The sequence below is a fragment of the Kribbella sp. NPDC023972 genome (assembly GCF_040639075.1).
GTDB lineage: Bacteria > Actinomycetota > Actinomycetes > Propionibacteriales > Kribbellaceae > Kribbella.
The window spans coordinates 1,493,425-1,517,230 of record NZ_JBEZZH010000001.1 but is presented as its reverse complement, the minus strand read 5'-3'; the positions used below and the strand labels follow the sequence as shown (position 1 = coordinate 1,517,230).

Annotated in this window: 26 protein-coding genes and 1 pseudogene; 15 read left to right on the top strand and 12 right to left on the bottom strand. The window is 68.3% G+C overall.

Translation table 11 applies throughout. The annotated features are described in order from the left end of the window. The first annotated feature begins 117 nt into the window (after positions 1 to 117). Genes AB0F43_RS07105 through AB0F43_RS07095 form a run of 3 tightly spaced genes read left to right on the top strand, consistent with a single transcriptional unit; the run spans position 118 to position 3,054 of the window. Positions 118 to 1,329, top strand: a complete 1,212-nt coding sequence (locus tag AB0F43_RS07105) for an MFS transporter (protein WP_360471784.1) — start codon at positions 118 to 120, stop codon at positions 1,327 to 1,329. Positions 1,330 to 1,348: 19 nt separating this feature from the next. Beyond that, positions 1,349 to 1,825, top strand: coding sequence for a MarR family winged helix-turn-helix transcriptional regulator (locus AB0F43_RS07100; protein ID WP_360471781.1), 477 nt, complete (start codon positions 1,349 to 1,351; stop codon positions 1,823 to 1,825). Beyond that, positions 1,822 to 3,054: an MFS transporter gene (locus AB0F43_RS07095; RefSeq protein WP_360471778.1), complete on the top strand. Its 1,233-nt coding sequence runs from the start codon at positions 1,822 to 1,824 to the stop codon at positions 3,052 to 3,054. The genes AB0F43_RS07100 and AB0F43_RS07095 overlap by 4 nt, the downstream gene beginning before the upstream one ends. Here AB0F43_RS07095 and AB0F43_RS07090 read toward each other — a convergent pair. The 3 genes from AB0F43_RS07090 to AB0F43_RS07080 are packed head-to-tail and all read right to left on the bottom strand — an operon-like array spanning position 3,041 to position 4,640. Further along, positions 3,041 to 4,009, bottom strand: a complete 969-nt coding sequence (locus tag AB0F43_RS07090) for a formylglycine-generating enzyme family protein (protein ID WP_360471775.1) — start codon at positions 4,007 to 4,009, stop codon at positions 3,041 to 3,043. The genes AB0F43_RS07095 and AB0F43_RS07090 overlap by 14 nt on opposite strands. After that, positions 4,006 to 4,191, bottom strand: coding sequence for a hypothetical protein (locus AB0F43_RS07085; protein ID WP_360471772.1), 186 nt, complete (start codon positions 4,189 to 4,191; stop codon positions 4,006 to 4,008). The genes AB0F43_RS07090 and AB0F43_RS07085 overlap by 4 nt, the downstream gene beginning before the upstream one ends. After that, positions 4,188 to 4,640, bottom strand: coding sequence for a GNAT family N-acetyltransferase (locus tag AB0F43_RS07080; protein ID WP_360471770.1), 453 nt, complete (start codon positions 4,638 to 4,640; stop codon positions 4,188 to 4,190). Before AB0F43_RS07080 ends, AB0F43_RS07085 begins: the two co-directional genes overlap by 4 nt. Positions 4,641 to 4,672: 32 nt before the next feature. On the opposite strand from AB0F43_RS07080, the gene AB0F43_RS07075 reads away from it, so the two are divergent. Then, positions 4,673 to 5,311, top strand: a complete 639-nt coding sequence (locus AB0F43_RS07075; protein ID WP_360471767.1) for a hypothetical protein — start codon at positions 4,673 to 4,675, stop codon at positions 5,309 to 5,311. Positions 5,312 to 5,333: 22 nt separating this feature from the next. Here AB0F43_RS07075 and AB0F43_RS07070 read toward each other — a convergent pair. Beyond that, positions 5,334 to 5,480 (bottom strand): annotated as a pseudogene (locus AB0F43_RS07070) (2OG-Fe(II) oxygenase); the annotation flags it as partial. A 135-nt stretch (positions 5,481 to 5,615) separates the two neighbouring features. On the opposite strand from AB0F43_RS07070, the gene AB0F43_RS07065 reads away from it, so the two are divergent. Next, on the top strand, positions 5,616 to 6,374 hold the full coding sequence (locus AB0F43_RS07065; RefSeq protein WP_360471764.1) for a hypothetical protein: 759 nt from the start codon (positions 5,616 to 5,618) through the stop codon (positions 6,372 to 6,374). Between the two features lie 47 nt (positions 6,375 to 6,421). Continuing rightward, a complete protein-coding gene (locus AB0F43_RS07060; protein ID WP_360471762.1) occupies positions 6,422 to 7,291 on the top strand; it encodes a LysR family transcriptional regulator in 870 nt (289 codons plus the stop codon). On the opposite strand, the gene AB0F43_RS07055 is transcribed toward AB0F43_RS07060, so the two are convergent. The 3 genes from AB0F43_RS07055 to AB0F43_RS07045 are packed head-to-tail and all read right to left on the bottom strand — an operon-like array spanning position 7,251 to position 9,346. After that, positions 7,251 to 8,237 (bottom strand): alpha/beta hydrolase, encoded by a 987-nt coding sequence (locus AB0F43_RS07055; RefSeq protein ID WP_360471760.1) that lies wholly within the window; start codon positions 8,235 to 8,237, stop codon positions 7,251 to 7,253. The genes AB0F43_RS07060 and AB0F43_RS07055 overlap by 41 nt on opposite strands. Then, positions 8,234 to 8,767 (bottom strand): maleylpyruvate isomerase N-terminal domain-containing protein, encoded by a 534-nt coding sequence (locus tag AB0F43_RS07050; RefSeq protein WP_360471757.1) that lies wholly within the window; start codon positions 8,765 to 8,767, stop codon positions 8,234 to 8,236. The genes AB0F43_RS07055 and AB0F43_RS07050 overlap by 4 nt, the downstream gene beginning before the upstream one ends. A 24-nt stretch (positions 8,768 to 8,791) precedes the next feature. Further along, positions 8,792 to 9,346, bottom strand: a complete 555-nt coding sequence (locus tag AB0F43_RS07045; protein ID WP_360471755.1) for an ABATE domain-containing protein — start codon at positions 9,344 to 9,346, stop codon at positions 8,792 to 8,794. A gap of 58 nt (positions 9,347 to 9,404) precedes the next feature. Here AB0F43_RS07045 and AB0F43_RS07040 point away from each other — a divergent pair, with 58 nt between their 5' ends. Further along, complete coding sequence (locus AB0F43_RS07040) at positions 9,405 to 10,322, top strand: 2-dehydropantoate 2-reductase (RefSeq protein WP_360471752.1); 918 nt, start codon at positions 9,405 to 9,407, stop codon at positions 10,320 to 10,322. A gap of 58 nt (positions 10,323 to 10,380) precedes the next feature. On the opposite strand, the gene AB0F43_RS07035 is transcribed toward AB0F43_RS07040, so the two are convergent. Continuing rightward, on the bottom strand, positions 10,381 to 10,866 hold the full coding sequence (locus AB0F43_RS07035) for a hypothetical protein (protein ID WP_360471750.1): 486 nt from the start codon (positions 10,864 to 10,866) through the stop codon (positions 10,381 to 10,383). A 233-nt stretch (positions 10,867 to 11,099) separates the two neighbouring features. Here AB0F43_RS07035 and AB0F43_RS07030 point away from each other — a divergent pair, with 233 nt between their 5' ends. Genes AB0F43_RS07030 through AB0F43_RS07010 form a run of 5 tightly spaced genes read left to right on the top strand, consistent with a single transcriptional unit; the run spans position 11,100 to position 17,974 of the window. Then, positions 11,100 to 12,404 carry a sugar ABC transporter substrate-binding protein gene (locus AB0F43_RS07030; RefSeq protein ID WP_360471747.1) on the top strand — a complete coding sequence of 435 codons (1,305 nt, stop codon included), beginning with the start codon at positions 11,100 to 11,102 and terminating at the stop codon, positions 12,402 to 12,404. After that, positions 12,404 to 13,291: a sugar ABC transporter permease gene (locus AB0F43_RS07025; RefSeq protein ID WP_360471744.1), complete on the top strand. Its 888-nt coding sequence runs from the start codon at positions 12,404 to 12,406 to the stop codon at positions 13,289 to 13,291. Before AB0F43_RS07030 ends, AB0F43_RS07025 begins: the two co-directional genes overlap by 1 nt. After that, positions 13,291 to 14,217, top strand: a complete 927-nt coding sequence (locus tag AB0F43_RS07020) for a carbohydrate ABC transporter permease (RefSeq protein WP_360471742.1) — start codon at positions 13,291 to 13,293, stop codon at positions 14,215 to 14,217. The genes AB0F43_RS07025 and AB0F43_RS07020 overlap by 1 nt, the downstream gene beginning before the upstream one ends. An 11-nt stretch (positions 14,218 to 14,228) precedes the next feature. Next, positions 14,229 to 16,691, top strand: a complete 2,463-nt coding sequence (locus tag AB0F43_RS07015) for a beta-galactosidase (RefSeq protein ID WP_360473054.1) — start codon at positions 14,229 to 14,231, stop codon at positions 16,689 to 16,691. Positions 16,692 to 16,720: 29 nt separating this feature from the next. Beyond that, positions 16,721 to 17,974, top strand: coding sequence for an ROK family transcriptional regulator (locus AB0F43_RS07010; RefSeq protein WP_360471739.1), 1,254 nt, complete (start codon positions 16,721 to 16,723; stop codon positions 17,972 to 17,974). On the opposite strand, the gene AB0F43_RS07005 is transcribed toward AB0F43_RS07010, so the two are convergent. Beyond that, a complete protein-coding gene (locus tag AB0F43_RS07005; RefSeq protein WP_360471737.1) occupies positions 17,971 to 19,812 on the bottom strand; it encodes an ABC transporter ATP-binding protein in 1,842 nt (613 codons plus the stop codon). The two genes, AB0F43_RS07010 and AB0F43_RS07005, sit on opposite strands and share 4 nt — an antisense overlap. 140 nt (positions 19,813 to 19,952) lie before the next feature. On the opposite strand from AB0F43_RS07005, the gene AB0F43_RS07000 reads away from it, so the two are divergent. Then, entirely contained in the window at positions 19,953 to 20,372 is a 420-nt protein-coding gene (locus AB0F43_RS07000; RefSeq protein ID WP_360471734.1) for a MarR family transcriptional regulator, read from the top strand. Between the two features lie 39 nt (positions 20,373 to 20,411). On the opposite strand, the gene AB0F43_RS06995 is transcribed toward AB0F43_RS07000, so the two are convergent. After that, positions 20,412 to 21,176: a maleate cis-trans isomerase gene (locus tag AB0F43_RS06995; RefSeq protein WP_360471731.1), complete on the bottom strand. Its 765-nt coding sequence runs from the start codon at positions 21,174 to 21,176 to the stop codon at positions 20,412 to 20,414. A 70-nt stretch (positions 21,177 to 21,246) separates the two neighbouring features. Between AB0F43_RS06995 and AB0F43_RS06990 the strand changes: the two genes are divergently transcribed. Both AB0F43_RS06990 and AB0F43_RS06985 read left to right on the top strand, forming a co-directional pair. Next, positions 21,247 to 21,390, top strand: a complete 144-nt coding sequence (locus tag AB0F43_RS06990) for a hypothetical protein (RefSeq protein WP_360471728.1) — start codon at positions 21,247 to 21,249, stop codon at positions 21,388 to 21,390. Between the two features lie 108 nt (positions 21,391 to 21,498). Next, positions 21,499 to 22,302: a hypothetical protein gene (locus AB0F43_RS06985; protein WP_360471725.1), complete on the top strand. Its 804-nt coding sequence runs from the start codon at positions 21,499 to 21,501 to the stop codon at positions 22,300 to 22,302. A gap of 152 nt (positions 22,303 to 22,454) precedes the next feature. On the opposite strand, the gene AB0F43_RS06980 is transcribed toward AB0F43_RS06985, so the two are convergent. Beyond that, positions 22,455 to 22,910, bottom strand: coding sequence for a nucleoside deaminase (locus tag AB0F43_RS06980; RefSeq protein WP_360471723.1), 456 nt, complete (start codon positions 22,908 to 22,910; stop codon positions 22,455 to 22,457). 16 nt (positions 22,911 to 22,926) lie between these two features. After that, the gene (locus AB0F43_RS06975; protein WP_360471720.1) at positions 22,927 to 23,805 is read right to left on the bottom strand and encodes an NAD(P)-dependent oxidoreductase; all 879 of its coding nucleotides are present in this window, start codon (positions 23,803 to 23,805) and stop codon (positions 22,927 to 22,929) included. Position 23,806: the final 1 nt, after the last annotated feature.

Genomic DNA, 23,806 nt, shown 5'->3' with positions numbered 1-23,806 from the left:
CCCTTTTCGCTACTTCGGTGTCGAAAAGACACTATCCACTGCGATGGATTTACGCAACTGAGGTAGCGAAAAGGATCGCTGCCATGGATTGTCAGGTTTTGTTGAGAGCGTTCTCGCGTGCTCAGATCTCCTACGCTGCTGCTTCCGGCAGCCTTCGTCACGTCTCTCGGCAACAACATCCAGCTGATCGGCGCCGCGCTACTACTTGTCCAGGCGCAGGGCTCGATGCTGGACGTCGGCTGGCTGTTCATTGCCGTCGCTGTCCCGCAGGCCTTGTTGTCGCCGTACTTCGGCCGGCTCGCCGATCGCTTCGACCGCCGTCGCCTGTGGGTTGGCTGCGATGTCGTGAGCGCTGTCGCCGGTGTCTGCCTCCCGATCGGCCTGGCGATCGGCGCGCCGCAGCAAGCTCTTGTGTACGCGTGCAACTTCGCTCTGGCGATTGTCGCGGCGTTGTTCGCGCCCGCGAGTGCCGCACTGGTGCGAGAGCGCGTGCCGGCGACCGAGTTGCGGCGCTTCAACGCGCGCTACGAGATGGCGCTGCAGTGCGGCATGTTGCTCTCGGCATCGATCGGCGGATTCGCCGTGCAGTACTTCGGTTCCACGCCGCTGTTCGTGTTCAATGCGATCACGTTTGTTGCCTCAGCATTGCTTGTGCTCGCGATCGGTCGCGCTCCCCGTCGTACCGGCATCGTCGAGGAGCTGCACCCGGCAATCAATCCGACCGGCCAGAGGTTGCCGTTGGGCGCGCTCGCCTTGCTCTACGGTCAAGGGCTCGTGGTGGTGACGGTGTTCAATGCCTTGCTGCCGGTGCTGATCGTCGGTGAGTGGCACCGCGGTGCGGCGGTGGTCGGGATCGTCGACGCGCTGGGTGGTGCCGGATTCCTGCTGGCCGCGGTGGCCTATCGACGTACCGCCGTCCGCTTCGGGGACCTGCGGTTGGCCTTCGTCGGGTTCGTCGCCTGCAACGTGATGCTGGTGGTGCAACCGCAGTTCGGGGTCGGTGTGCTGATGGCCGGCGTCGTGGCTGGTGCGTTCGTGTTCGGGCAGGCGCGGATCGCGGCGCGGTCCCTGCTGATGACCTCGGTCGACGAGTCCCAGGTCGGCCGTGCGTTCGGTGTCGCCAATGGCTACGGGCTCGCGGCCACGGTCGTGGTGATGCTGATCGCGTCGGTCGTGACCGATCGCAGCGACACCAGGTACGGGTTCGCGACCCTGATGGCCATCAGCGTCACCGCCGCCGTCCTGGCCGCTGCCTGGATCCGCCGGTCGACGGTGCAGCGTCGTCCTGCCGCGCCCGTCCCGGTGACGAATACGACAGGACTTATATAAGTGCTGTTATGATGCGGGGATGGAGGATCCGACCGAGCAGAGTCAGTGGCGGGGGCTGCACCAGCTGCAGGCCAGAATGGACGCGGACATCGCCCGCATCTACTCCGAGCGACAGGTCAAGGGGCTGAAGCCGAGCTTCGTGATGGAGCTGCTCCGGCTGCATGCCAAAGGCCCGATGACGATCACCGAGCTGGCCGAGTCGGTCGGCCGCACCCATTCGGCGCTCAGCCAGAAGGTCTCGGCGATGCGCACTGCCGGCCTGGTCCGGACCGTGCCCGGCGCCGATGCCCGGAGCAAGAAGGTCGCTCTCACCGCCAAGGCCAAGGGCATCGTCGAGCTGCTCGCGGCCGAGTGGCGAGCGACCGAGGCCGCGATCACCGAGCTCGAGGCCGAGCTCCCGTACCCGATGACCCAGGTGGTCCGGGACGTCGAACAAGCCCTGGCCCGCAAGAGCTTCCACGACCGGATCGCCGAGAAGCTCGAACAGCAGCCATGAGTGCCCGGCACGCGCTGATCGACCTGGAGCCGCTGCGGGTTTCGCCGGTCTTCCGGCGGTTGTGGATGGGCCAGGTGCTGTCGAGCTTCGGCGGCCAGCTCGCGTTCGTCGCGGTGATGTTCCAGGTGTGGGACCAGACGTCGAGTGCGGCCTGGACGGGTGCGGTCGGGTTGGCGCAGGCGGTGCCGTTGATCGTGCTCGGGTTGTTCGCGGGCGCGGCCGTCGATCGGGTCGAGCGGCGGCGGTTCTACCTGATCACCATCAGCGGGAAGGTTGTCGTCTCCGCGCTGATGGCGAGTCAGCTGGTGATCGGGCCGGTGCCGGTCGGCGTACTGCTCGGCCTGGTCGCGGCGCAGGCGGCGTTCGCGGCCGCGGGCGGGCCGGTGGCGCGGACGGTGCTTCCGCAACTGTTGCCCCGCGAGCTGCTCGCCGCCGGGATCGCGCTCAACCGGATCGGTCTCCAGGGCGCGATGCTGATCGGGCCCGCGGTCGGCGGACTGATCGTCAACGCGTGGGGCGTCGGCGTCTGTTACCTCATCGACTGCCTGAGTTTCCTTGCCGCCTTGTACGGCGTACTCGGCCTGCCGGCCATGCGGGCCGAGGCCGCCGCCCGTCCGGGGTTGCGCGGTGTGCGGGACGGGTTGGCGTTCGTGGTGTCGACGCCGGTGATCCGGGGCGCGTTGATCACCGACCTCGCGGCGACGGTGTTGTCGATGCCGGTCAGTCTGTTCCCGGTGATCAACGCCGAGCGGTTCGGCAATGACCCACGGACGTTGGGGTTGTTCCTGAGCGCGATCGCGGTCGGCGGTGTGACGGCGTCCGTGCTGTCCGGTTCGTTCACCCGGTTGGCGCGACCGGGCGCGGTCATGCTTGCCGGGTCGGCCGGCTGGGGCATCGCCCTGGTGTTGTTCGCGTTCTCGCCGGTGCCGTGGATCGGGCTGGCGTTTCTCGCGGTCGCCGGGGCCGCGGACACCCTCGCGGTGATCTCGCGCAGCACGATCGTCCAGTTGCACACACCCAACGAGTTGCTCGGGCGCGTCACCGCCGCCGAGCAGATCGTCGGCCAGGCAGGCCCTGATCTCGGGAACCTTCGGGGCGGCCTGGTGGCTCAGGCGACCTCCGGCGTCACCGCCTTGGCCTCCGGCGCCATCCTGTGTGTCGTGGCCGTCGCAGCCGTGGCCGCGACGACGCCCGGCCTCCGCCGGACCACGGTCGCTACTCGGGAGTGAGGGCGACGGTGCGGAAGCCGGCATTACCCATCGAGGACTCCGGGGTGTTCGACGAGCGGGCGGCGTTGCGATAGCGGTTGCAGTACGAGTCGTGGCAGAGGTATGAGCCGCCGCGCATCACCCGGGCCGCGCCGAGGGACGGGCCCCGCGGATCCTCGTCGGGGGAGAACTTGTAGTACCGCGGACCGAACCAGTCCGCGCACCACTCCCACACGTTGCCGACCGTCTGCCAGAGCCCGTAGCCGTTAGGCTCGAAGCTCCGCACCGGCGTGGTGGTGAGATAACCGTCCTCTTCGGTGTTGGCCTCGGGGAACACGCCCTGCCAGATGTTGCAGCGCCAGACGCCGTCGTCGCCGAGCAGATCATCGCCCCACGGATACCGTGCGCCGTCGAGCCCGCCGCGGGACGCGTACTCCCACTCGGCCTCCGTCGGCAGCCGCCGCCCGGCCCACGAACAGTAGGCGACCGCGTCTTTCCAACTCACGTGGACGACGGGATGGTCGTCGAGCCCGTCGAGGTCCGACCGGCCACCACCCGGATGCCGCCAGTCCGCACCCCGTACCCCGGCCCACCACGGCGTACCGGCGGCCGGTCCCATCAGTTCGCCCGGATCCGCCTGCACCGCCAGGTGGAACACGGCCGAGAACCCGAAGATCTCCGCCTCGGTCCGATACCCGGTGTCCTCGGCGAACCGCCTGAAGTCGGCATTCGTCACCGAGGTCGCGTCGATACTGAACGGCCGAACCCGCACCTGGTGAATCGGCACCTCCCCATCCCCAGGATTGCCGTCGGCGTAACCGTCCCCCATCGCGAACACGCCACCGTCCAGCCGGACCTGCTCGATCTGATGCAGATCCGCCGCTGCGTACGGCTGGGCCGGTGGGATCGGTGGCGTCGATCCCACGCCCAGCACCGGCCGCGGCGGCGCACAGCAGGACGGCTGTTCCTCACTCATGAGCCCAGAATCTCAAAGTGCCTGCCGCGTTGTGCCTGCAGGAAGGTCATCAGAGCGCGCACTTCCTCGACCGGCGGGGCGACACCGTGGTTGGCGTTCAGGAACAGCGGTACGGCGCCGTCCCAGCGCGCGTCGCGTCGCATCGGGGTCTTGCGCGGCCAGTAGCCGGCCGGCGACTTCACCCGGGTCGTGGCTCCAGACGCAGTTCGATGAAGGGGATGGTGTCGCCGGGCAGTAGATAGGTCTCGACCTCGACGAAGCCGTGGGTCTTGGCGAACCGCAGCCCGTCCTCGTTGGTCGCGAGGATGTGCGTCTCGATCCCTGCGCTGCTGAGCTCGCGGCCCCGGGCCAGACTGCGCTCGTAGATGGCCGAGCCGTACGCCCGTCGCCGGTGTTCGGGCAGCACCCGGGCGATCACGGTCGCCGCCGCGGTCTCCTCCGACGGCGGGCGCACGGTCGAGCAGCCGACCAGGACGTCACCGGCGTACGCGACCTCGAGGACGTGCCGCCCAGCGCGCTCCCGGATCTCGTCGACGGACAACGGCGCCGTCGGAATGATCTCGTTGTGCACGCGCTGCCAGTCCAGGAGTGTCGCGTCATCGCTCACCGGCACGATCCGAAGCTCAGTCACCGCGCAAGTTTAGGTCCTGTAGCGTCCATGGCGTGCGGATTCTGTTTGTGGGGAACAGCTTCACGGCCCGGAACAACCTGCCCGGGCTGCTCGCCGGCCTGGCCGGAGCTCGGGGGATCGACCTCGAGCACAAGCTCGTCTCGGCCGGCGGTGCGTCACTCAGGCAGCACCTGAACGCGGGTAAAGCGCTCGATGCGATCGCGACCGGCGGGTTCGACTTCGTCGTACTGCAGGAGCAGAGCACGTTGCCGATCAAAAGCCCGGCGCGGATGCGGGAGAGCGTGCGTGACTTCGACGCGGCGATCAAGGAGGCCGGCGCACGGACCGCGCTGTACCTGACCTGGGCCCGGCGGAACGCGCCGGAAACCCAGCAGGCGTTGACTTCCGCGTACGCCGGTAGTGCTGCCGAGCTAGGTGCGACGCTCGTCCCGGTCGGCGTGGTCTGGGAACGCTTCCTCAGCCTGCACGACCAGCCGGTGCTGCACGACAAGGACAACAGTCACCCCGCGCTCGCGGGAAGCTACCTCGCGGCGTGTGTCTTCCTGATCGCCCTGCTCGAACAGGACCCGGTCGGCATCGACGTACCGGTGAAGGGCCTCGCTGCGGACACCGCGGCCCTCCTCCGGCAAGCCGCCTGGGACATCTGCGAGGAGTTGGCGGCCGCCGAGTAGGCCCTCGCCCGTGGTCCGGCCATTCGGCCTCCCGGCCGAGCTTCGCGTACCAGTCCCGTGCTATCGGCAACAGTTGTGGGTACAGCGCCCGCGGCAAGGCCGTCAGCGCCGTCGGGAACGGCTCGTCGAAGTACCGGTACTCGCCCTCGCCGAACCGGTGCCGGGCCATGGTCACCGTCGACCGGAACCGGTTCACGTCGTCGTACAGAGTGGCGATCCGGGCCGTGTGAGGGCGGCGTACGTCTTGACTGAAAACGCGGCCGGAGTGACGGTTGGTAGAGAGGTGGGTGGGCACCAGATGGGTATGGCGAACAGCGGTTGGGCAACGTATCGCCACGGCTGGCGGACAGCAGTGGGGATCCTGGTCGGTCTCGGCCTGGTGACCGCGTTCCTGTTCGTCGGGATGTCGACCATCGTGGTCGCGTTCCTGATGGGCGGGACGCTGGTGGCCTCGGTCCATCTGAGTGTCGGGCTGGCCCAGGAGAGACAGACGCCTGAACTGATCCGCGACGTCCTGCGGTGGGCCTGCCGGGCGGGGCTCTGCGTGGTCGCGATCGCCGGGTACACGACGGCGGTAGGGCTGGCCACACTCTGGTTGCTGGTGCTGATCGCCGTCACCTCACCGCCGCTCGTCAGCTGGCTCTGGCCGCAGTCGAAGGAACCCGTACGCCGGCCGGAACCTCCGGTTGAGCGGGCGACAACGACGAAGACGAAGGCCGAACGGCCGCGGAAGCCGAAGGTCGAACGGAAGAAAGACAAACAGCCGATGCCCGAGCCGCCGCCCCCGGAACCGGTTGCATCGAGGTCACCCGAGCCGCCGGACCTCACTGCTCTCAGCGACGAGGATCTCTGCCTGGCTTGGCGTCGCAGCTTCACCGAGCTCGAGACCTGTACGACGGACGAGCAACGGCTCGCCGTGATCGCCGCCCGCCACGCCTACCTGGACGAGCTCGAACGCCGCGCCCCCGACGCCTTCACCCAGTGGATGGAGTCCGGCCCTCGGGCCGCCGGCAATCCCACCAAGTTCTTCACTCCCCGCACCAACCACGGCGGACCTGAGTAATAGGCCGCACGCCACCGCCGGCGCGGATGCATAGATACCATCGATTCATGCTCGATCTTGTCCGGCTACGGGTGCTTGCCGCGGTGGCCGCGCACGGGTCGGTAACGGCCGCGGCGCAGGCGTTGCACTACACCCAGCCGACGGTCAGTCATCACCTCGCGCGACTGGAGGCGGCGACCGGCGCCCGCCTGGTCCAGAAGGTGGGCCGCGGGATCCGGCTCACCCCGGAGGGAGAGGTGCTCGCGCGCCGCGCGGCCGAGATCATCGGCCGGGTCGACGCGGCCGACGCCGAGTTGGCCGCGCTGATCGGTCTGGAGGTCGGCCGGGTCCGCCTCGGGGCCTTCACCTCGGCGCTGACCGTGCTGGTCCCGCCGGCCGCCGCCGAGCTTCGCCGGGAGCACCCCAACCTCGAGCTGGAGCTCACCGACGTCCACCCCGTCGTCGCGCAGCGGCAGCTCCGCGAGGGGATTCTCGATCTCGCGATCATCTTCCGGTACGACGACGAGCCGCCGAGCGACGGGATCCGGTACACGTACCTGCTCGACGACCCGGTGTACCTGCTCAGTCGTCGTACCGGCGAAACCCTCACCGACCACCGGGAGTCGGCCTGGATCGCGGGCTGCGTGCATTGCCGGCAGGAGCTCGTCGACCTGTGCGCGCAGGCCGGATTCACGCCGCGGATCGCCTACACCAGCGACGACATCATGGTGAAGCAGGCCTTCGTGGCGCATGGACTCGGCGTCACCGTGATGCCGGGGATGGCGTTGCGCACGCACCTGGCCGAGGGGGTGAAGACGACCAAGGTGAGCGCCGCACGCCGGATCTACCTGGCGACGTACGGCGAACCACCCGATCCACCGGCCACGGCGGCTTTCGTCACGGCGCTGGAAAGGCAGCGCGCAGGTCGGCGCCGATGAGCTCGATCGCGTGCCGCGCCGCCGACAGTACGGCGGGGAAGTTGAGGAACGCGTGCATCGTGCCGGCGTACTCGACCAGTCGCACGGGTACGTCGTCATTCTCGAGCCGAGCCGCGTAGTTGCGGGCGTCGTCGCGCAGCGGATCCCGGCCGGCGGCGAGGATCAGAGCCGGCGGAAGGCCTTTCAACGACTCGGCCCGCAGGGGTACGGCGGTCGCCGGCAGCTCGCCGCTGGGGAAGTACTGCGCCGACGACCACCGACCGGGCGCGATGCTGAGGAACGTGCCGTCGAAGAGGCGATATGACTCGGTGTCCTGGTCGAGGTCGAGACTGGGATAGCAGAGGAGCTGGCGGTCGGGCAGCGGTCGTCCTTCGTCCCGCGCGAGCAGGCACGCACCGGCCGCGAGGGCGGCACCCGCACTCTGCCCGCCGACCGCGATCCTGCCGTCACCGTTGAGCTCGGCCTGGTGCTCGCGAATCCACTCGAGACTGTCGCGTACGTCGTGCAGCGCTGCCGGGTAAGGGTTTTCGGGGGCGAGCCGATAGTTGAGCGAGACAACGATGATGTTGCCTGCGGCAGCTATTCCGGACGTGGCGCACTCGATGTCGCGCAGGTCCCCACCGATGAACCCGCCACCGTGCAACCACAACAGCACCGGCCTCGGCTCGTCGGTCGGCGGTCGGTACATCCGTGCCGCGAGGGTGCCGATCGTCAGGTCTTCACAATGGACAGCTGGGTGGATCGATCCGGCGAGCGACGGGTCGGGGAGTTCCTCGCGGTCGAGCAGCAGCGCCTGGTAGGGATCGAGGTCCGGACCTGGTGGCTGGTCGGCGAAACGGGCGAGCAGCGCATCGGTCTCCGCCTGGTAGGCCGGGTGATCGACGATGGTCCGGGAGCCAGCGCCCCATGACCCCCGCGCCGGAGGCTCGGCCTCGAATGTCGTCATGCCGGCACCCGCGCGGGGTTGAGGTGGCGGGCGGCGTGTCCGAAGAGCGCGCCGTCGGGTGGGGTCGCGGCGTACTCGGCCAGCGCTCCGATGCTGCCGTCGTACCCGCCGCCGGTCGACGGGTCGTGCCACGACGTCTCGTCGTACTGCTGGATCTCCGCGACGAGCGCGTCGGCGACGCTGTGGAACCGGTGCAGGAGCAGCCCGGACGGGAGGTGCCGGCCCGCCTCGACACCGCCGACGTTGAGTGCGCTCCCCGCTTCGGCGGTCTCCCAGCGCGGATCCAGGCTCCAGTGCAACCGCCCGGCCGCCGCGTCACGGAGTACGGCGAGGGTGATCTCGTCCCACATCAGAAGGTGTGCCGTCAGATCATGTAGCGAGTCACAGAAGTGCCCGAGCGGCCCGGAGACCACCCGGTACGGCGCCCGGAGCTCAGCCTCACTCAACCCGTCGATCCGTTCCACCAGCAGCCGATGATCCGCCTGCAGCAGCTGAGCCGCCTCATTCGGAGAACTAGTCGCTGTACGCATGCCTCGAGCCAACCAGCCCGCGCTCTACCCGCGTCCTGAATTGACGGAACTCCTCAATCCATCGCGGTAGTGGCTCATCTTCGCGCGGGCGCCGCACGTGTTCATCGAGCACCAGCGCCGCCGCCCGGCACGGCTCTCGTCAACGAACAGCAGTGAGCAGTCCTCGGCCGAGCACGTGTGGATCCGGTCGCGAAGTGGACCGGTGACGAGCTCGACGGCGTCACGCGCGAGCAGGGTCAGCAGACCGTTGACGTCTGTCCGGGGACGCGCGAGGGCCAAGTCGCGGGTCAGGCTTGGGCCGGCGAGCGGGCGGGTGCTCCAGCGGTTCACCAGATCGACGTCGACCTGGTCAACCGCCGTCCGCGTGAACAGGCGGTAGAGGGCTTCGCGCAGCTCGACGGCCTGTTTGTGGGTGCGTGGAGTGACGTCGAGCAGCTCATCGGACAGGCCCGCTTCGCGGAACCAGCGAGCCAGCTCCGCCGGCCCCGGGATCCGCTCGAAAGGGTCCTGCAGGCGTTTGCCGAGGGTCGCGGTGAAGTTCACCGACGGGCGGCCGCCGACCCAGGTAAAGCTCTTCACCCGGAATAATCTACCATCGCTGTTACCAGATAAGCCGGTAACGGACGGAGTGGGGCAGATGACGGCGGTCGCAGTGGTCGGAGCGGGTGGGGTCGGTGGGTACTTCGGTGGCCGGCTGGCGAAGGCCGGACACGAGGTCAGCTTTGTGGCCCGTGGCAAACACTTGGAGGCACTGCGGGCGGATGGGCTGGCGGTTCGCAGTGTTGCCGGGGACTTCGAGCTCAGGCCGGTGCGGGTGACCGGGGACGCGGCCGAGATCGGTGTGGTCGACTACGTTCTCGTCTGCGTGAAGACCTGGCAGTTGGCCGACGCGATCACCGCGATCGAGCCGCTGGTCGGTGATCGAACCGCGATCGTGACCGTGCAGAACGGCGTCGAGGCGCCCGATCAGGTGGCGGCCGTGTACGGGCGCGAGGCGGTCCTGCCCGGCGCCGCGGAGGTGATCGCGTACGTCGAGAGCCCCGGGACCATCCGCCACCTCGGCGGACCGGGCCGGCTGACCTTCGCCGAGTGGGACAGCCGGCCGACACCGCGGACCGAGTGGCTGCGCACCGCCTTCGTGGACGCCGGCCTGCTGGCGGTCGTGTCGGACGACATCTGGGCCGGCCTCTGGACCAAGTTCCTGTCGGTCGTGCCCGGTGGCGGCCTGGGCACTGCGACCGGCGCCGCGTACGGCGTGATGCGCTCCCGGCCCGGCACCCGCAAACTCCTCACCGAGGCCATCACCGAGATCCGCGACGTCGCCCTGGCGCTGGGCATCCAGTTGCCGGACGACGTCGTACCCAAGACGCTGGGCTGGATCGACAGCCTGCCCGCTGACGGGACCACGTCCCTGCAACGCGACATCCTCGCCGGCCGCCCGAACGAGCTGGACGCATGGACCGGCGCGGTCGTCCGCCTGGGCGACCGCGCCGGTGTGCCCACGCCCGTCAACAGCTTCCTCTACGAGATCGCGGCCGCCCGCGCCGCTGACTGAGGCAGGCGGCGGTGAGGCCTTGGCGGCCTGACAGCCGGCACACAACCCGCCAGCGAGGTCATCGCACCGGCCGCGGACCACGCTTGCGTTGGGCGACGACGATCAGGACGGTGCCGAGGGCGCCGAACAGGACGAACGAGCCGAGCGCGGTCAAGGCTGGTCCGAGGAACGTCTCCGCGGTGTGGCGGCGGCCGGCGAAGTAGGTCGCACTCTGGTTGGTGCAGACGACGTCGACCGTCTGCGCCGGGATCTTCTCGACCGAGTGTGCGACCACGTAGTAGACGTCACCGTTGTCGAACTTCTCCGACCGGGACGGCTCCTTCAACGCGATCGCGCGACCATTCGCGTCCTTCGCCGTACACGTCTGGCCGGCACCCCGCTCCGACGCGAAGATCGTCAGCCCGACTCCGTCCAGCCGGACCGGACCACCGTCGATCGGGGTCGGTGCACCCGGGATGCTGCGCACGAGCTGCAGCACGAAGAACCCGCTCACCACGAAGGCGAGCACCAGGCAACCGACACCGACCCACGTCACTTTCCGCATGCCCGAACGTTAGTGGCTACCTGGGCGACCTGTCCTACGCCACCAGCCGGTGGCTTCTCGGCGCTACTGCCCCTGGAACCCCTGCCGGCTACTCAGCGTAAGAGGTCACGGTTTCGCGTCTTGGCGTCCGAGGTCTTGCCAGCGGTTATTCCAATGGTTAGTTTAACCGCCACTCAAACGCTCAGGGTTCAACAGAAACCCTCAGGGTTCAACAGGCAAGGAGGGCCAGCGCGATGGCCATGGACAGGGCGCAGGTTTCGCGTCGGGGTTTTCTCGGGATGGGTCTGGCCGCGGGCGTCATCACGCTCACCGCCTGCGGGGCCGACAGTGACGAGAAGAGCTCGTCGTCGGGTAACGCCACCGCCGCCAACCTGGTGATGACGGTGTGGGGCGGGGAGGCCGACAAGACGGCGTACCAGAAGCGGATCGACCTGCTGGTCAAGAAGTTCCCCGAGCTGAAGGTGACGCTGCAGCTGATCCCGGGTGACGGGTACGCGCAGAAGGTCCAGACGATGATTGCCGGCGGCAAGGGCCCCGACATCATGCAGGTGGCCGAGAGCGTCAACGTGTACTCGAGCAAGAACCAGCTCCTGCCGCTGGACGAGCTGGCCTCGAAGGCCGGGCTCGACCTGGAGAAGCGGTTCGGCTCGATCGGCAAGCTGTACTCGTACCAGGACAAGGTCTACGCGATCCCGGACCGCTCCGGCGCGATGATCGTGTACTACAACAAGGCGCTGTTCGATGCCAAGGGCATCAAGGCGCCGAGCGCGGACTGGACCTGGGACGACGCGCTCAGCGCCTTCAAGGAGCTGACGGTTCCGGGCAAGCAGTGGGGTTACGCCGGCGGCGGCTGGTGGGCCCAGTGGTGGAGCTTCGTGTACCAGAACGGCGGCAAGATCATCGACGACAGCGGCAAGCCCGCGGTCGCCACCGACGAGGTGATCGAGGCGCTGCAGTGGACCGGCGACCTGGTGTTCAAGCACGGCGTCGTCCCGACCAAGAAGCAGTACGCCGACATGGGCGCGGACGTCGGCGGGGACCAGGCCTTCGCGAACGGCAAGGTCGCGGTGAACACCACCGGGTTCTGGGCGATCGGCGGTCTGGCCAAGAGCAAGATCGACTGGGACATCGCGCCGCTGTGGAAGGGCAAGCAGCAGGCGGTGACCGCGTTCGGCAGCGGCCTGGCCGTCTCCCGGACGGCGAAGAACCCGGACGCCGCACTCAAGGCGATCGACTTCCTCACCTCGCCGGAGGCGCAGCAGCAGATCATCGCCACCGGCCAGGACGTGCCGGCCAACATCGAGGTGCAGAAGAGCGACGCGTTCCTGAAGCCCGCCTGGATGACCAAGCCGGTGAACATGAACGTGTTCGGCGAGTCCAGCGACTTCGTCTACCGGGCGCCGTTCATCCCGGCCTGGAACGAGATGCAGAAGGCGTTCGACGACGGGCTGGCTGACTTCTGGCTGGGCAAGCAGGACGCGCGCACCGCGCTGACCGCCATCCAGAAGCGGCTCGAGACCATCGTCAAGCCGAGCTGATGTCCAGGTTGCGCCGCCGCGAGGCGATGTGGTTCTACTTGTTCGCATCGCCGTGGATCATCGGGTTCGTCGTGTTCCTGCTCGGGCCGATGATCGCGTCGATCTACATCTCGCTGACCGACTGGGACTCGTTCACGCCGCCGAAGTGGGTCGGGCTGGAGAACTACACCCGGCTGCTGACCGAGGATCCGGTGTTCTGGAAGGCGTTGTGGAACACGTTCTACTACGCCGCGATCTCGGTGCCGCTCGGGCTCGGGATCGGCCTGTGGCTGGCGAACCTGCTGAACAAGCAGGTTCGCATCCGCAAGGTGTTCCGGACGCTGATCTACCTGCCCACCCTGGTGCCGCTGGTCGCGACGGCGATGATCTTCAAGATGGTGCTGGCCCCCTCGGGTCCGCTCAACGACGTGCTCGGGGTGTTCGGCATCCCGGGCCCGTCGTGGCTGCTGGAAGCGATCTGGGTGAAACCGGCGCTGATCCTGCTGTCGGTCTGGGGCGCCGGCGGCGCGACCGTACTGTTGCTGGCGGCAATGAAGGGCATCCCGCGGGAGCTCTACGAGGCGGCCGAGGTGGACGGCGCCGGGCCGGTCCGGCAGTTCTGGAGCATCACCGTCCCGCAGCTGACCCCGATCATCTTCTTCAACCTGATCATGGGCCTGATCGGGGCGTTCCAGGTGTTCTCCCAGGTCTACATCCTGACCAAGGGCGGGCCGGACAACGCCAGCCAGATGATGGTTCCGCTGCTGTTCAACGAGGCGTTCTCCTTCTACCACATGGGTTACGCGTCGGCGCTGTCGTGGCTGCTGTTCGCGGTCATCCTGGTGTTCACGCTGCTCGCCTTCCGCACCGCCCGGCGCTGGGTGTTCTACGAGACCGAGGTGAAGTGATGGCCACCGTTCTGTCCCCTGCCCCGCCGACTCAGCTGGAACCGGAGCCGGGGCCTCGATCGGAGAGCCGGGACCGGGTGATGGGCGTGTTCCGGGCGTCGCCGTTCACCTACGCCACGTTGATCATCGTGTCGGCGGTGCTGTGCGTGCCGCTGGTGTTCGTGGTCTCGATCGCGCTGTCCAGCGACCAGACCGTGAACGCGAACACCTTCACGATCATCCCGCGCGAGTTCCACTGGGAGAACTTCACCCGGGTCTTCGGCACCGACCTGCCGATGCAGCGGTTCCTGCTGAACTCGGTCATCATCTCCACCGGCGCGGTGATCGGTCAGATGCTGTCCAGCGGACTGGTCGGGTACGCGTTCGCCCGGCTGCGGGCGCCGGGCAAGAACGCGCTGTTCATCATCGTGCTGGCGACGATGATGATCCCGGCGCAGATCACGATGATCCCGCAGTTCATCCTGTTCAAGGAGCTCGGCTGGGTGAACACGTTCCTGCCGCTGATCGTGCCGAACTTCTTCTCCAACGCGTTCAACGTCTTCCTGGTCCGGCAGTTCGTGTCCCGGTTGCCGAGCGAGATCGACGAGGCGGCGATGGTGGACGGGCTCGGCTTCTTCGGCATCTACCGCCGGATCATGCTGCCGATGCTCAGCCCGGTGCTGATCGCGATCGGCATCTTCACCCTGACCGCGACCTGGGGTGATTTCATGGGCCCGTTGATCTACCTGAACGACGAGACCAAGATGCCACTCGCCCTCGGCGTGCAGTACATCACCAGTACGTCGCAAGCACTGCAGGCGCCGCCGTGGAACCTGGTGATGGTCGGATCGATCCTGCTCACCTTGCCGATGATCCTGGTCTACTACCTGGGTCAGCGGTACCTGTACGAGATGGACATCAGCGGCGGCAGCGCGGGGGTCAAGTGAACGCGGTGACAATGGATGCCCGCGGCATCCGGATCGACGGTCAGCCGCAGGTCGTCCTGTGTGCATCCCTGTTCTACTTCCGGTTGCCCCGGGAGCAGTGGCGGGAACGGCTCGACCAGGTCAAGGCCTCGGGCTACACGTGTGTGGACGTGTACCTGCCGTGGAACTTCCACGAGCTCGCGCCCGGCCGCTGGTCGTTCGACGGCCGGCGCGACGTGGCCGCGTTCCTGGACCTCGCGCACGACGCCGGGCTGCACGTGATCGCCCGGCCCGGGCCGTACATCTGCTCGGAGTGGGACGGCGGCGCGCTGCCGGCCTGGCTCGGTCTCGACCCGGACCTCCGGGTCCGGCAGAACGAGCCGCGCTTCCTCGCCTGGGTGAGTGCCTGGTTCGACGAAGTCCTGCCGATCCTCGCTGCTCGTCAGCACGGAGCGGGCGGCTCGGTGATCATGGTCCAGCTGGAGAACGAGCTGGACTTCTTCGACTGCGAGGACCGCACCGGCTACATCACCGCGCTGCGCGACCAGGCTGTTGCCCATGGCATCACGGTGCCGTTGATCGCCTGCGCTGGTCAGGGTGACGTCTTCGGTGCCACCGGCAACGTGCCGGACGTCGTACCCGCGTGCAACTTCTACCCGAACGACGACTCGCCGTACATCGAGGATGAGGTACGGCGCTACGCGACCTTGCTCGCGGATCGCGGGCTGCCGTTGCTGATCACCGAGACGAACCGGCGGCACCGGACGCTCCGGCGGCTGCTGGCCAGTGGCGCCTCGCTGATCGCGCCGTACCTGCAGGCGTCGGGATGGAACTTCGGCTACACGCCGTCGAGCGGGAACTGGGGCAAACCCGGCAACTTCATGAGCCACGGGTACGACTTCGGTGGTTACGTATCGTCGACGGGTAGCGAGCGGCCCGAGTACGCCGAGGCACAGGTCCTGGCCCGCGTCCTCGACGCGCTGGGCACCCGGTTGGCGCTCGCAACCTCCGGAGCACCCGTCGAGGTGGTTGCGGACTTCCCGACCAGCTCGTCTCCCTCGGTCCTCGACCTGGGCGGTGGTGGGCGGCTGGTCGCCGTACCGAACCTCGGTACGACGGACGGCCGGGCGATCGTCGACGGGGTGTCGGTGGCGGTTGCGGCGGACTCGTGCCCGCTGATGCTGATCGGCCTGCCGCTCGGGGACAAGACGCTGACGCTGGCCTCGGCCGACCTGGTGGCGCTCTCCGACGACCGGTTGACCTTCTCGTCCAAGGTTCCGGTGACCGTTGTCATCGGCAACACTCCGGTGGAGATCGCGGTCGGCACCACGCTGATTGTCGACAATGTGACGATCACGGTGCAGGAGCCGTTGGGCGTCGTACCTGCGGAGCAGACGGCGTCGCGCGACGTGGCTGCGGTTCGTCAGCGGGAGGCTGGGGCTCCGGGTAAGCCGGCCGGGACACATGAGCTTCCGCCGACATTGGAGTCGCTCGGGGTGTATCGCGGCCGCGGGACCTACACGACGACAGCGGATCTGAGCGGTGTCGACGAACTGCTCCTCGTGGGTGCGGCGGACATCGTGGACCTGTCCGTCGGCGGCAAGCTTCGAACGCTCGCCGGATTCGGCGCCACCCAGCGGGTCGACGTCCGGGAGCTCAACGGCGAGAGCGGCGCGGAGATTCAGGCCACCGTGGAGATCTGGGGTCACGCGAACTTCGACGACGCGCGGCTGCCGTCCCTCAAGCTCGGCGCGCTGCGCGGGCTCGGCACGCTGTGGACGATTGTCGACGCACAGGATCTGTCGGCCTTGTGGGTTGTCGACGGCCACTGGGCGGGGGAGCCGGCGCCACTGCGCAGCCTCACCGGCTGGAGCAGCACCCGCGTCGGTACGCCGATCACCTACACGCGTCGCATCGACACGACGAGCACGACGGCTCTGCACCTGGACGGTGTCCGGGAGCCGGTGCACGTGACGGTCGGCGACAGCGAGCCGGTCACGGTCCACGCGGAGAACCCCTGGGTGCTCATGCCCGCCGGGACGAAGCAGGTCTCGGTCACCATTCCGCACAATCCGAGTGGCGGTGGTCTGCGTGGCGAGTTGCTCAGTTTGCAACCCGTGACCGACTGGACCTGCGCCGTACAGGATGACGAGTTGCTGACCGCCTTCGCCCTTCAGCACGGCCCGGCGACGGAGCTCGCACTGCCGCTGACGCTGGAGCCGGGGGAGGAGGCCTGGCTCGACGTGGACCTTCCAACGCTGCAGAATGGATCAGTTGTCCGGCCCGACGGCACGCAGGTGCGGGTCACCGGCTGGGCTTCCGGGGAGTGCATCGGACGGGTCTGGACCGGCGAGCGGCCGGCCTTCTCCGGCGGTGACCCCGACGTACTGTGGATTCCGCCGGGCTGGTCCGGGCTGACGCTGCTGGTCCGGGGCGTCGACGGGCCGGCGACTCCGGAGCTACGCAACCTCCGCATCGAGTCGCCGAGCGACTGAGGGGGAAGAGACGGAAGGGGGCCGACACATTGGCGAGGCAGACGTCTCGTGATCTGCGCAACGAGAGCCGGTTCGAGGTTCTGCACGCGTTGTTCTCGCTCGGTCCGTCGACCAGGCAGGAGATCGCCAGGCACACCGGGCTGAGTACGGCGACCGTCGCCACGCTGGTCACCCAGTTCCTGGCCGAGGGTGTGCTGCGGATCGCGACAGTTGAGCAGAACACTGTGGGCCGCCCGTACGAGCGGCTCACCATCGACCCCGACCGTGGCCGCATCCTCGGAATCGACGTGGCCGAGACGTACGTCGACGCGACCGTCTTCGACGTCACCCTCGGGCCGCTCGGGCAGAGCGAGGTCGCCCTCGACGAGCACGAGAACGACCAGGCGTACGTCGTCGGCGGCATCGTCCGGGCGGTCAAGGCGGCGGTCAAGGCCAGCGGCACCCAGCGCGACCGCATCATCGGCGCCGGCGTCAGCATGCCCGGCCAGGTCCGCCCGGACGCCGGCGTCTCGGTCTTCGCGCCGAACTGGGACTGGCACGAGGTCAAGATCGAGGCGCTGCTCGAGGAACGTCTCGGCATGCCTGTGTACGTCGACAACCCGCTGAAGGCGATCGCGCTGTCGGAGATGTGGTTCGGCGTCGGCCGGGTGACGAAGAGCATGGCCGTGGTCAACCTCGGCACCGGTGTCGGCGCGGGGATCGCGATCGACGGTTCGCTGCTGCGCGGCGCGGCCAACAACGCGGGCGAGTGGGGTCACACGCTGCTGCAGCTGGACGGCCGGCAGTGCAGGTGCGGCCGGCGCGGTTGCGTCGAGGCCTATCTCGGTGTGCATGGGCTGGAGATGTCACTCGCCGAGATTGATCCCGAGCACCCGGCGCTCCGGCAGCCGTTGCAGCGTGGGTTCGTCGACGCGGTCGCCGAAGGGCTTTCCGCCGAGGACCCAGCGTTGCTCGAGCTGGCTCGTCGTACGTCGCACTACCTCGCGGCCGCGCTCGGTGATCTGGTGAACCTGCTGAACATCCCGCACGTCACGCTGACCGGGTGGACCACCGAGGCGTTGGCCGAGTGGCTGCTTCCCGCCGTACGGGATGAGCTGCCCGACCACGTGCTTCCGGGGTCGCTGCCCGGGCTGACCGTCGAGGCGTCGCGCGTCCCGGGCAACGCGGTGGCGCTCGGGATGGCGGCGTTCACGCTGGAGCAGTTCCTCGGTGCGTTGGGGCTGGCGACTCCGACGAGCGCGCCGAGCCCCCGCCGCCGGCTGCGCGCGCCTGCTAAGGCTTAGGCAGCTCTCTCGAACTGGGTGGCGTAGAGCTCGGCGTACAAGCCGCCGGCGGCCAGGAGCTCGTCGTGGCTGCCGCGTTCGCGAATCCGGCCGTCGTCCAGCACGAGGATCGTGTCCGCGTTGCGGATTGTCGACAATCTGTGTGCGATCACCAGCGAGGTCCGGCCGGCGAGGGCGTTCGCGAGGGCGGCCTGGACCGCTGCCTCGGACTCCGAGTCCAGGTGCGCCGTGGCCTCGTCGAGGATCACGATCGAAGGTGCCTTCAGGAGCAGCCGGGCGATCGCGAGCCGCTGCCGTTCACCACCGGACAACCGGTAACCGCGGTCACCGACCACGGTGTCGAGACCGTCGGGCAGGCTGTTGATCAGGGTCGCGATCTGCGCGGCCTCGAGGGCATCCTGCAGGTCGGTCTCGGTCGCGCCAGGGCGGGCCAGGAGCAGGTTGGCGCGGATCGTGTCGTGGTACATGTGCGAGTCCTGCGTGACCACACCGATCACGGATCGCAGTGAGGACTGCGTGACCTCGCGGACGTCGCGGCCGCCGACCAGCACTGCGCCGCCGGTGACGTCGTACATCCGGGAGACCAGTGAGGCGAGGGTCGACTTGCCGGCGCCGGACGGGCCGACGACAGCGACGAGGTGGCCGGGTTCGACGGTGAAGCTGACGTCCTTCAGGACTTCCTCCCCGGTCTCGGCCGACAGCGTCGCGACCGACTCGAGCGAGGCGAGCGAGACCTCCTCGGCGGAGGGATAGTGGAAGGACACGTGCTCGAACTCGATCGACGGCTCGACCGTTGCCGGGAGCTCCTTCGCATCCTTGCGGTCGGCAACCATCGGCGCGAGGTTGAGCACCTCGAGCACCCGCTCGAAGCTGACCAGGGTGGTCATCACGTCGACCTGGATGTTGGACAGTGCGGTGAGCGGGCCGTAGAGCCGGTTCAGGTAGGCGGTCAGCGCGACGACCGTGCCGATCCCGAGGGCACCCTGGACCGCGAAGACACCGCCGACGCCGTACACGAGCGCCACGGCGAGCGCGGCGACGAGAGTGAGCGAGACGCGGAAGATGCCGGCGTACATCGCGGTGGTGACGCCGATGTCGCGGACCCGCGCGGCCTTGCCGGCGAACTCCTGCGACGAGTCCTGGGTCCGGCCGAACACCTTGGCCAGTACGGCGCCCGCGACGTTGAACCGCTCGGTCATCGTCTGGGCCATCGTCGCGTTCAGCCGGTACGTCTCGGCGGTTGCCTCGCGCAACCGGCCGGCGATCAACCGGGCCGGCAGGATGAACAGGGGCAGCAGGACCAGTGCGAGCAGCGTGATCTGCCACGACATCACGAACATCGCGCCGAGGACCAGCGCGACGCTGAGCAGGTTGCTGACGACGTTCGACAGCGTCGACGTGAACGCTTGCTGGGCACCGAGCACGTCGCCGTTCAGACGCTGGATCAGCGCGCCGGTCTGGGTCCGGCTGAAGAACGCGATCGGTAGCTGCTGCACGTGGTCGAACACCGCGGTGCGCAGGTCGTAGACGAGACCCTCACCGATCCGGGCCGAGAACCAGCGCTCGGCCAGCGTGATCGTGCTGGCGAAGACCGCGAGCAGTGCGACGGCGAGCGACAGCCAGACCACCAGCTGGGTGTTGCCGGGAACGATGCCGCGGTCGATGATCTCGCGGAACAGCAACGGGGTGACGGCACCGGCGGCCGCTTCGATCGCGACCAGGACCAGGAAGACGGCCAGGTAGCGGCGGTACGGGACGGCGAAGCCCAGGATGCGGCGCAAGGTGCCGGTGGACAGTTTGTGGTTGCGGACCGAGGAGTCCTTGAGCAGCGATCGCATCGCGCGACCACCGCCGCCTCCTCCGCCCGGGAGTCCGGAGAGCTGTGACATCGGAGCCTTTCGATCGGGGACCTGGATATACTGAGGTTAGCTCACTATGAGCTAGACTCACAAGATCATCGAACGACTAGGCTCTGCTCGTGAACGCTCCGGATGACACCGCGGAACAGATCGCAGCGCTCCTCGACGGCATCGTCCGCCGCCAGCGCCGCGTGTCGAAGCAGGATCTCGATGTCACCCACGGCCAGTTGCGGGTGCTGCGCACGCTCGACCACGCCGACCGCGCGCTCCGGCTGAGCGAACTCGCCAACCAGCTCGGCATCGTGCCCCGCTCGGCCACCTCGGTCGTCGACGACCTGGAAGCGGCCGGCCTGGTCGCCCGCAAGCCCGACCCCGACGACCGCCGCGCCACCCTCGTCGCCCTCACCCCGGCCGGCATCAAGCTCCTCAGCACGATCCGCCGCCAGCGCCGCGACGCCATGGTCAGCCTGATCGAACGCCTCTCCCCGACCGACCAGACCGACCTCCTCCGCCTCCTCACCCGCCTGTCCTCCGACTGACCCCGCTCAGCTGACGGAGACCGTGTGTCAGTTCCTCGCTCAGACGGTGAACAGTTTGCCGTAACCGGTGGGCCTGGCCGCGGTGCCGGCCGCGTGCAGGAGTCCCCACAGCAGCGACGAGTTGGCGGTGAGCACCGGACGGCCGAGGTCCTGCTCCAGGGCCGAAATGATGCCCACGGCACGGAAACCGTTGCCACCGATGAAGACGGCCTCGGCCTCGTCGGGCGTGTGCTTGAGCACAAAGGCGTACAGCTCGGACGGGTTGACACTGCGCTGGTTGCTCGGCAGACCGCAGGGTCTGCGCAGTACGACGTCGATGTCCTGAGAGGTGAAGTACTCGCCGCCCAAGCGGTTGAGCTCGGCATCGAACCAGGGTGGGTCGAAAAGCGCGATCGCCCGCGCGTTCAGCTTCCGCAGCCCGGCCACCGCGGAAGCGCAGGTCGCGACCACCGGGATGCCGGAACTGTGCCCCGCCAGCCGCTCCACCACCTTGTGTTCACCGTCGGCGCCGGTCATGTACGCCGAACTGGTGAAACCGATGCCGATGGCGCCCAACGGAGCCGCGGCCAGCATCGCCACCGCGTCGTCGATGTACGGCGGCTGGACGAACATCTGCACCGGCGCCAACGGAATCGTCGGGTCCATCAGCCCGCCGGTCGTCATCGCCCCGAACGGCACCCGCGCGGCATGCACCCGGACACCATCCGGCGCCATCGCCTGCAGCTCCGACTCAGGTCCCACATCTCCGTGCGGCGTCAGCACCCCGAGCCGCACCCGCACATCCCACCCATCCGGCTGCCACATGACCATCCTCCGTCCCCACCTCCGATTGTGCGCCCGCGACCCCGGTGGCCGGTAGCCTGAGGTGTGCGGAATGGTCCGCCCGGACGGGAGTATCCCGCTGTGCGTGACCGGGCCGATGACCGAGGAGCAGCACGCCGACCTCACTGCCGCGCTCGCTCGTCACGCCGGCAATCGCTGGCGCCCCGAGGTCGGTTACCTCGATGGCGCCAGTTGATCGTTTGGTCACTGTCTTGATGGTTTCTGTTCGCAGTCTTGACGCTCTTGAAGTCGCCCGACTGTAATCTCTGTGTCATCAGTTGGATACAGAGGGGAGTCACCGCCCATGACACTCGCCCGCCGTACGTTCCTGGGAGCCGTCGGCGCCGGTCTTGCCGGAGCTGTCGTCGCCAAGCCCGCGGAGGCCCGCGTGCAGGCCTGGGAGACCGTGATCGACACCAGCACCTTCGCCGGCTACAGCGCCCTGCAGGCGAAGTGGAACTACCTCTATCCCTGGGGGTCGGACCACAACGGCACCGCGCGGATGTACGCGAGCGCGTCCGACCACAACCACGTCTACCTCGAGGCCGGCGGCGTACTGGTGCTGAAGGCGTCCCGGATCACCTGGGACGAGGGCAACAGTTCGTCCGACCCACACCTGCCGATCCGCTACCACTCGGGCGCGATCCACGCGAAGCCGCAGGTGCTGGTCAACGACCAGTTCCCGAACTGGGAGGTCAAGGGTGACTTCCAGGCGCCGTCCGCCCGCGGCACCTGGCCCGCCTTCTGGCTGACCGGCGCGAACAGCTGGCCGCCGGAGAGCGACATCCTCGAGTACAAGGGTGATGCGCGGAACTGGTTCAACACCTACGACGGCGGCTGGGAGAACACCATCGTCGGTGTCTCCAGCCCCGGCTCATGGCACAACTACCGCGCCTGGATCACCAAGGCGAGCGCGACCGACGTGGACATCCACTACTACCTGGACGGCAACTGGGTCGGCCGGCACCGCGGCTCGAACTTCGTCGGCAAGCCGATGAACATCATCATCAACCTGCAGATGGAAGGCTCATCCGGTTCCCCCGGCCCCACCTCTGACACCTACTACCGAGCCCGCAACGTCTATGTCGGCCGCACCAACAATGGCTAGGGCCTGAGCGCCGCGACAGTCTCCAGGATGTGCCAGTCGGCCTCGCGGGTACGGCGTTCTTCGGGGCTGATGTAGGTGTTCAGGACGACGTACTCCGCACCGAGCTCGGCGAGGCCGGCCAGGTCCGTAGTTGAGCAGGTTCAGCCCGAGTTTCACCGTCGAGTCTCCAGGTAGACAGTGAACGGCTCACGGGCTTCGGGCAGCTCGACCTGGGTGATGCGCCCGGGATCGAGCCGGCGGGCGGCGGCCTGGATGTCGATCAGCACGGGTGCGAACGGCGTACCGAGATCAGGCACCCACTCCTTCGGCGCCGCGTAGACGATCTGGTCGATCTCGGCCGCGATCGCGACCGTGTGGCAGATCGGGCACGGCTCGCAGCTCGAGTAGAGCGTCGTACCGGCCAGGCTGATCGTGCCGAGCTCCCGGCAGGCGGCCCGGACGGCGACCACCTCGCCGTGTGCGGTCGGATCGTTGTCCCGGAGTGCGGTGTTCACTCCGGTCGCGACCACCTCGTCGCCGTTCGCGATCACCGCGCCGAACGGCAACTGTCCCTCGGCTCCGTTCACCCGCGCCAACTCGACCGCGTGTCGCAACAACGCAAGCTCCATGCGCCGACGCTACCGGTCAACCGGCTCGACCGCGGAGGATCTCGTAGACGACAGAGTCGTCCTTGCGGCCGAGGCCCTTCCGGCGACCGGTGAGGTAGAGCTGCTCGGCTGCGGCGGCGAGGGGAGTCGGTTGCTCGACCGACTTGGCGGTGGCGGTGACGATGCCCATGTCCTTGACGAAGATGTCGAGGGCACTGCGGACGTCGTCGAAGGCGCCGGCGACCATCCGGCCACCGCGGTCGCCGAACATGAAGGAGCCGGCGGCCCCGGACTTCAGCACCTCCCAGGTCGCTTCGACATCGAGACCCATCGAGCCGGCCAACGCGAGGGCCTCGCCGGCCGCGGCGATGTGGACGCCACAGAGCAACTGGTTGACGACCTTGACCTTCTGGCCGTCGCCGGGGTTCGGGCCGACCACCGGGGCGGTCGTGGCCATCGCGTCGATGATCGGCCCGGCCACGGCCAGGTCTGCCGCGGAGCCCGAGACCATGACCAGCAGGTCGCCCTTGGCAGCCCGGGCCACACCGCCCGAAACCGGAGCGTCGACAAGGCCCACGCCGAGTTCACCGAGGCGCCGGGCCCAACCCTCGACCGGGCCGGGACCGACGGTCGCCATCACGATGACGACTGCTCCGGACTCGAGCTGAGCGGCCGCGCCACCATCGCCGAAGAGGACCGCCTCGACCTGCTCCGGAGTCGCCACCATCAGCACGAGAACGTCCGCATCCTGCGCGGCCGCCCCGATCGAGTCGACCGCGGTGAGGCCCGGGCCGGCCAGTGACCGGGCCCGGTCGAGGGAGACGTCGTACGCCGTGACAGTGTGGCCGGCAGCTTCGACGCACTGGGCCATCGGGCCACCCATCGCGCCCAGCCCGATCCATCCGATCCTGGTCATG

Excerpts from the sequence above, each read along its gene's own strand:
- AB0F43_RS07100 (WP_360471781.1), top strand. The coding sequence starts at position 1,349 with ATGGAGGATCCGACCGAGCAGAGTCAGTGGCGGGGGCTGCACCAGCTG.
- AB0F43_RS07095 (WP_360471778.1), top strand. The coding sequence starts at position 1,822 with ATGAGTGCCCGGCACGCGCTGATCGACCTGGAGCCGCTGCGGGTTTCG.
- AB0F43_RS07090 (WP_360471775.1), bottom strand. The coding sequence starts at position 4,009 with ATGAGTGAGGAACAGCCGTCCTGCTGTGCGCCGCCGCGGCCGGTGCTG.
- AB0F43_RS07065 (WP_360471764.1), top strand. The coding sequence starts at position 5,616 with ATGGCGAACAGCGGTTGGGCAACGTATCGCCACGGCTGGCGGACAGCA.
- AB0F43_RS07060 (WP_360471762.1), top strand. The coding sequence starts at position 6,422 with ATGCTCGATCTTGTCCGGCTACGGGTGCTTGCCGCGGTGGCCGCGCAC.
- AB0F43_RS07055 (WP_360471760.1), bottom strand. The coding sequence starts at position 8,237 with ATGACGACATTCGAGGCCGAGCCTCCGGCGCGGGGGTCATGGGGCGCT.
- AB0F43_RS07050 (WP_360471757.1), bottom strand. The coding sequence starts at position 8,767 with ATGCGTACAGCGACTAGTTCTCCGAATGAGGCGGCTCAGCTGCTGCAG.
- AB0F43_RS07040 (WP_360471752.1), top strand. The coding sequence starts at position 9,405 with ATGACGGCGGTCGCAGTGGTCGGAGCGGGTGGGGTCGGTGGGTACTTC.
- AB0F43_RS07035 (WP_360471750.1), bottom strand. The coding sequence starts at position 10,866 with ATGCGGAAAGTGACGTGGGTCGGTGTCGGTTGCCTGGTGCTCGCCTTC.
- AB0F43_RS07030 (WP_360471747.1), top strand. The coding sequence starts at position 11,100 with ATGGCCATGGACAGGGCGCAGGTTTCGCGTCGGGGTTTTCTCGGGATG.
- AB0F43_RS07025 (WP_360471744.1), top strand. The coding sequence starts at position 12,404 with ATGTCCAGGTTGCGCCGCCGCGAGGCGATGTGGTTCTACTTGTTCGCA.
- AB0F43_RS07020 (WP_360471742.1), top strand. The coding sequence starts at position 13,291 with ATGGCCACCGTTCTGTCCCCTGCCCCGCCGACTCAGCTGGAACCGGAG.
- AB0F43_RS07015 (WP_360473054.1), top strand. The coding sequence starts at position 14,229 with ATGGATGCCCGCGGCATCCGGATCGACGGTCAGCCGCAGGTCGTCCTG.
- AB0F43_RS07005 (WP_360471737.1), bottom strand. The coding sequence starts at position 19,812 with ATGCGATCGCTGCTCAAGGACTCCTCGGTCCGCAACCACAAACTGTCC.
- AB0F43_RS06995 (WP_360471731.1), bottom strand. The coding sequence starts at position 21,176 with ATGTGGCAGCCGGATGGGTGGGATGTGCGGGTGCGGCTCGGGGTGCTG.
- AB0F43_RS06990 (WP_360471728.1), top strand. The coding sequence starts at position 21,247 with ATGGTCCGCCCGGACGGGAGTATCCCGCTGTGCGTGACCGGGCCGATG.
- AB0F43_RS06985 (WP_360471725.1), top strand. The coding sequence starts at position 21,499 with ATGACACTCGCCCGCCGTACGTTCCTGGGAGCCGTCGGCGCCGGTCTT.
- AB0F43_RS06980 (WP_360471723.1), bottom strand. The coding sequence starts at position 22,910 with ATGGAGCTTGCGTTGTTGCGACACGCGGTCGAGTTGGCGCGGGTGAAC.
- AB0F43_RS06975 (WP_360471720.1), bottom strand. The coding sequence starts at position 23,805 with ATGACCAGGATCGGATGGATCGGGCTGGGCGCGATGGGTGGCCCGATG.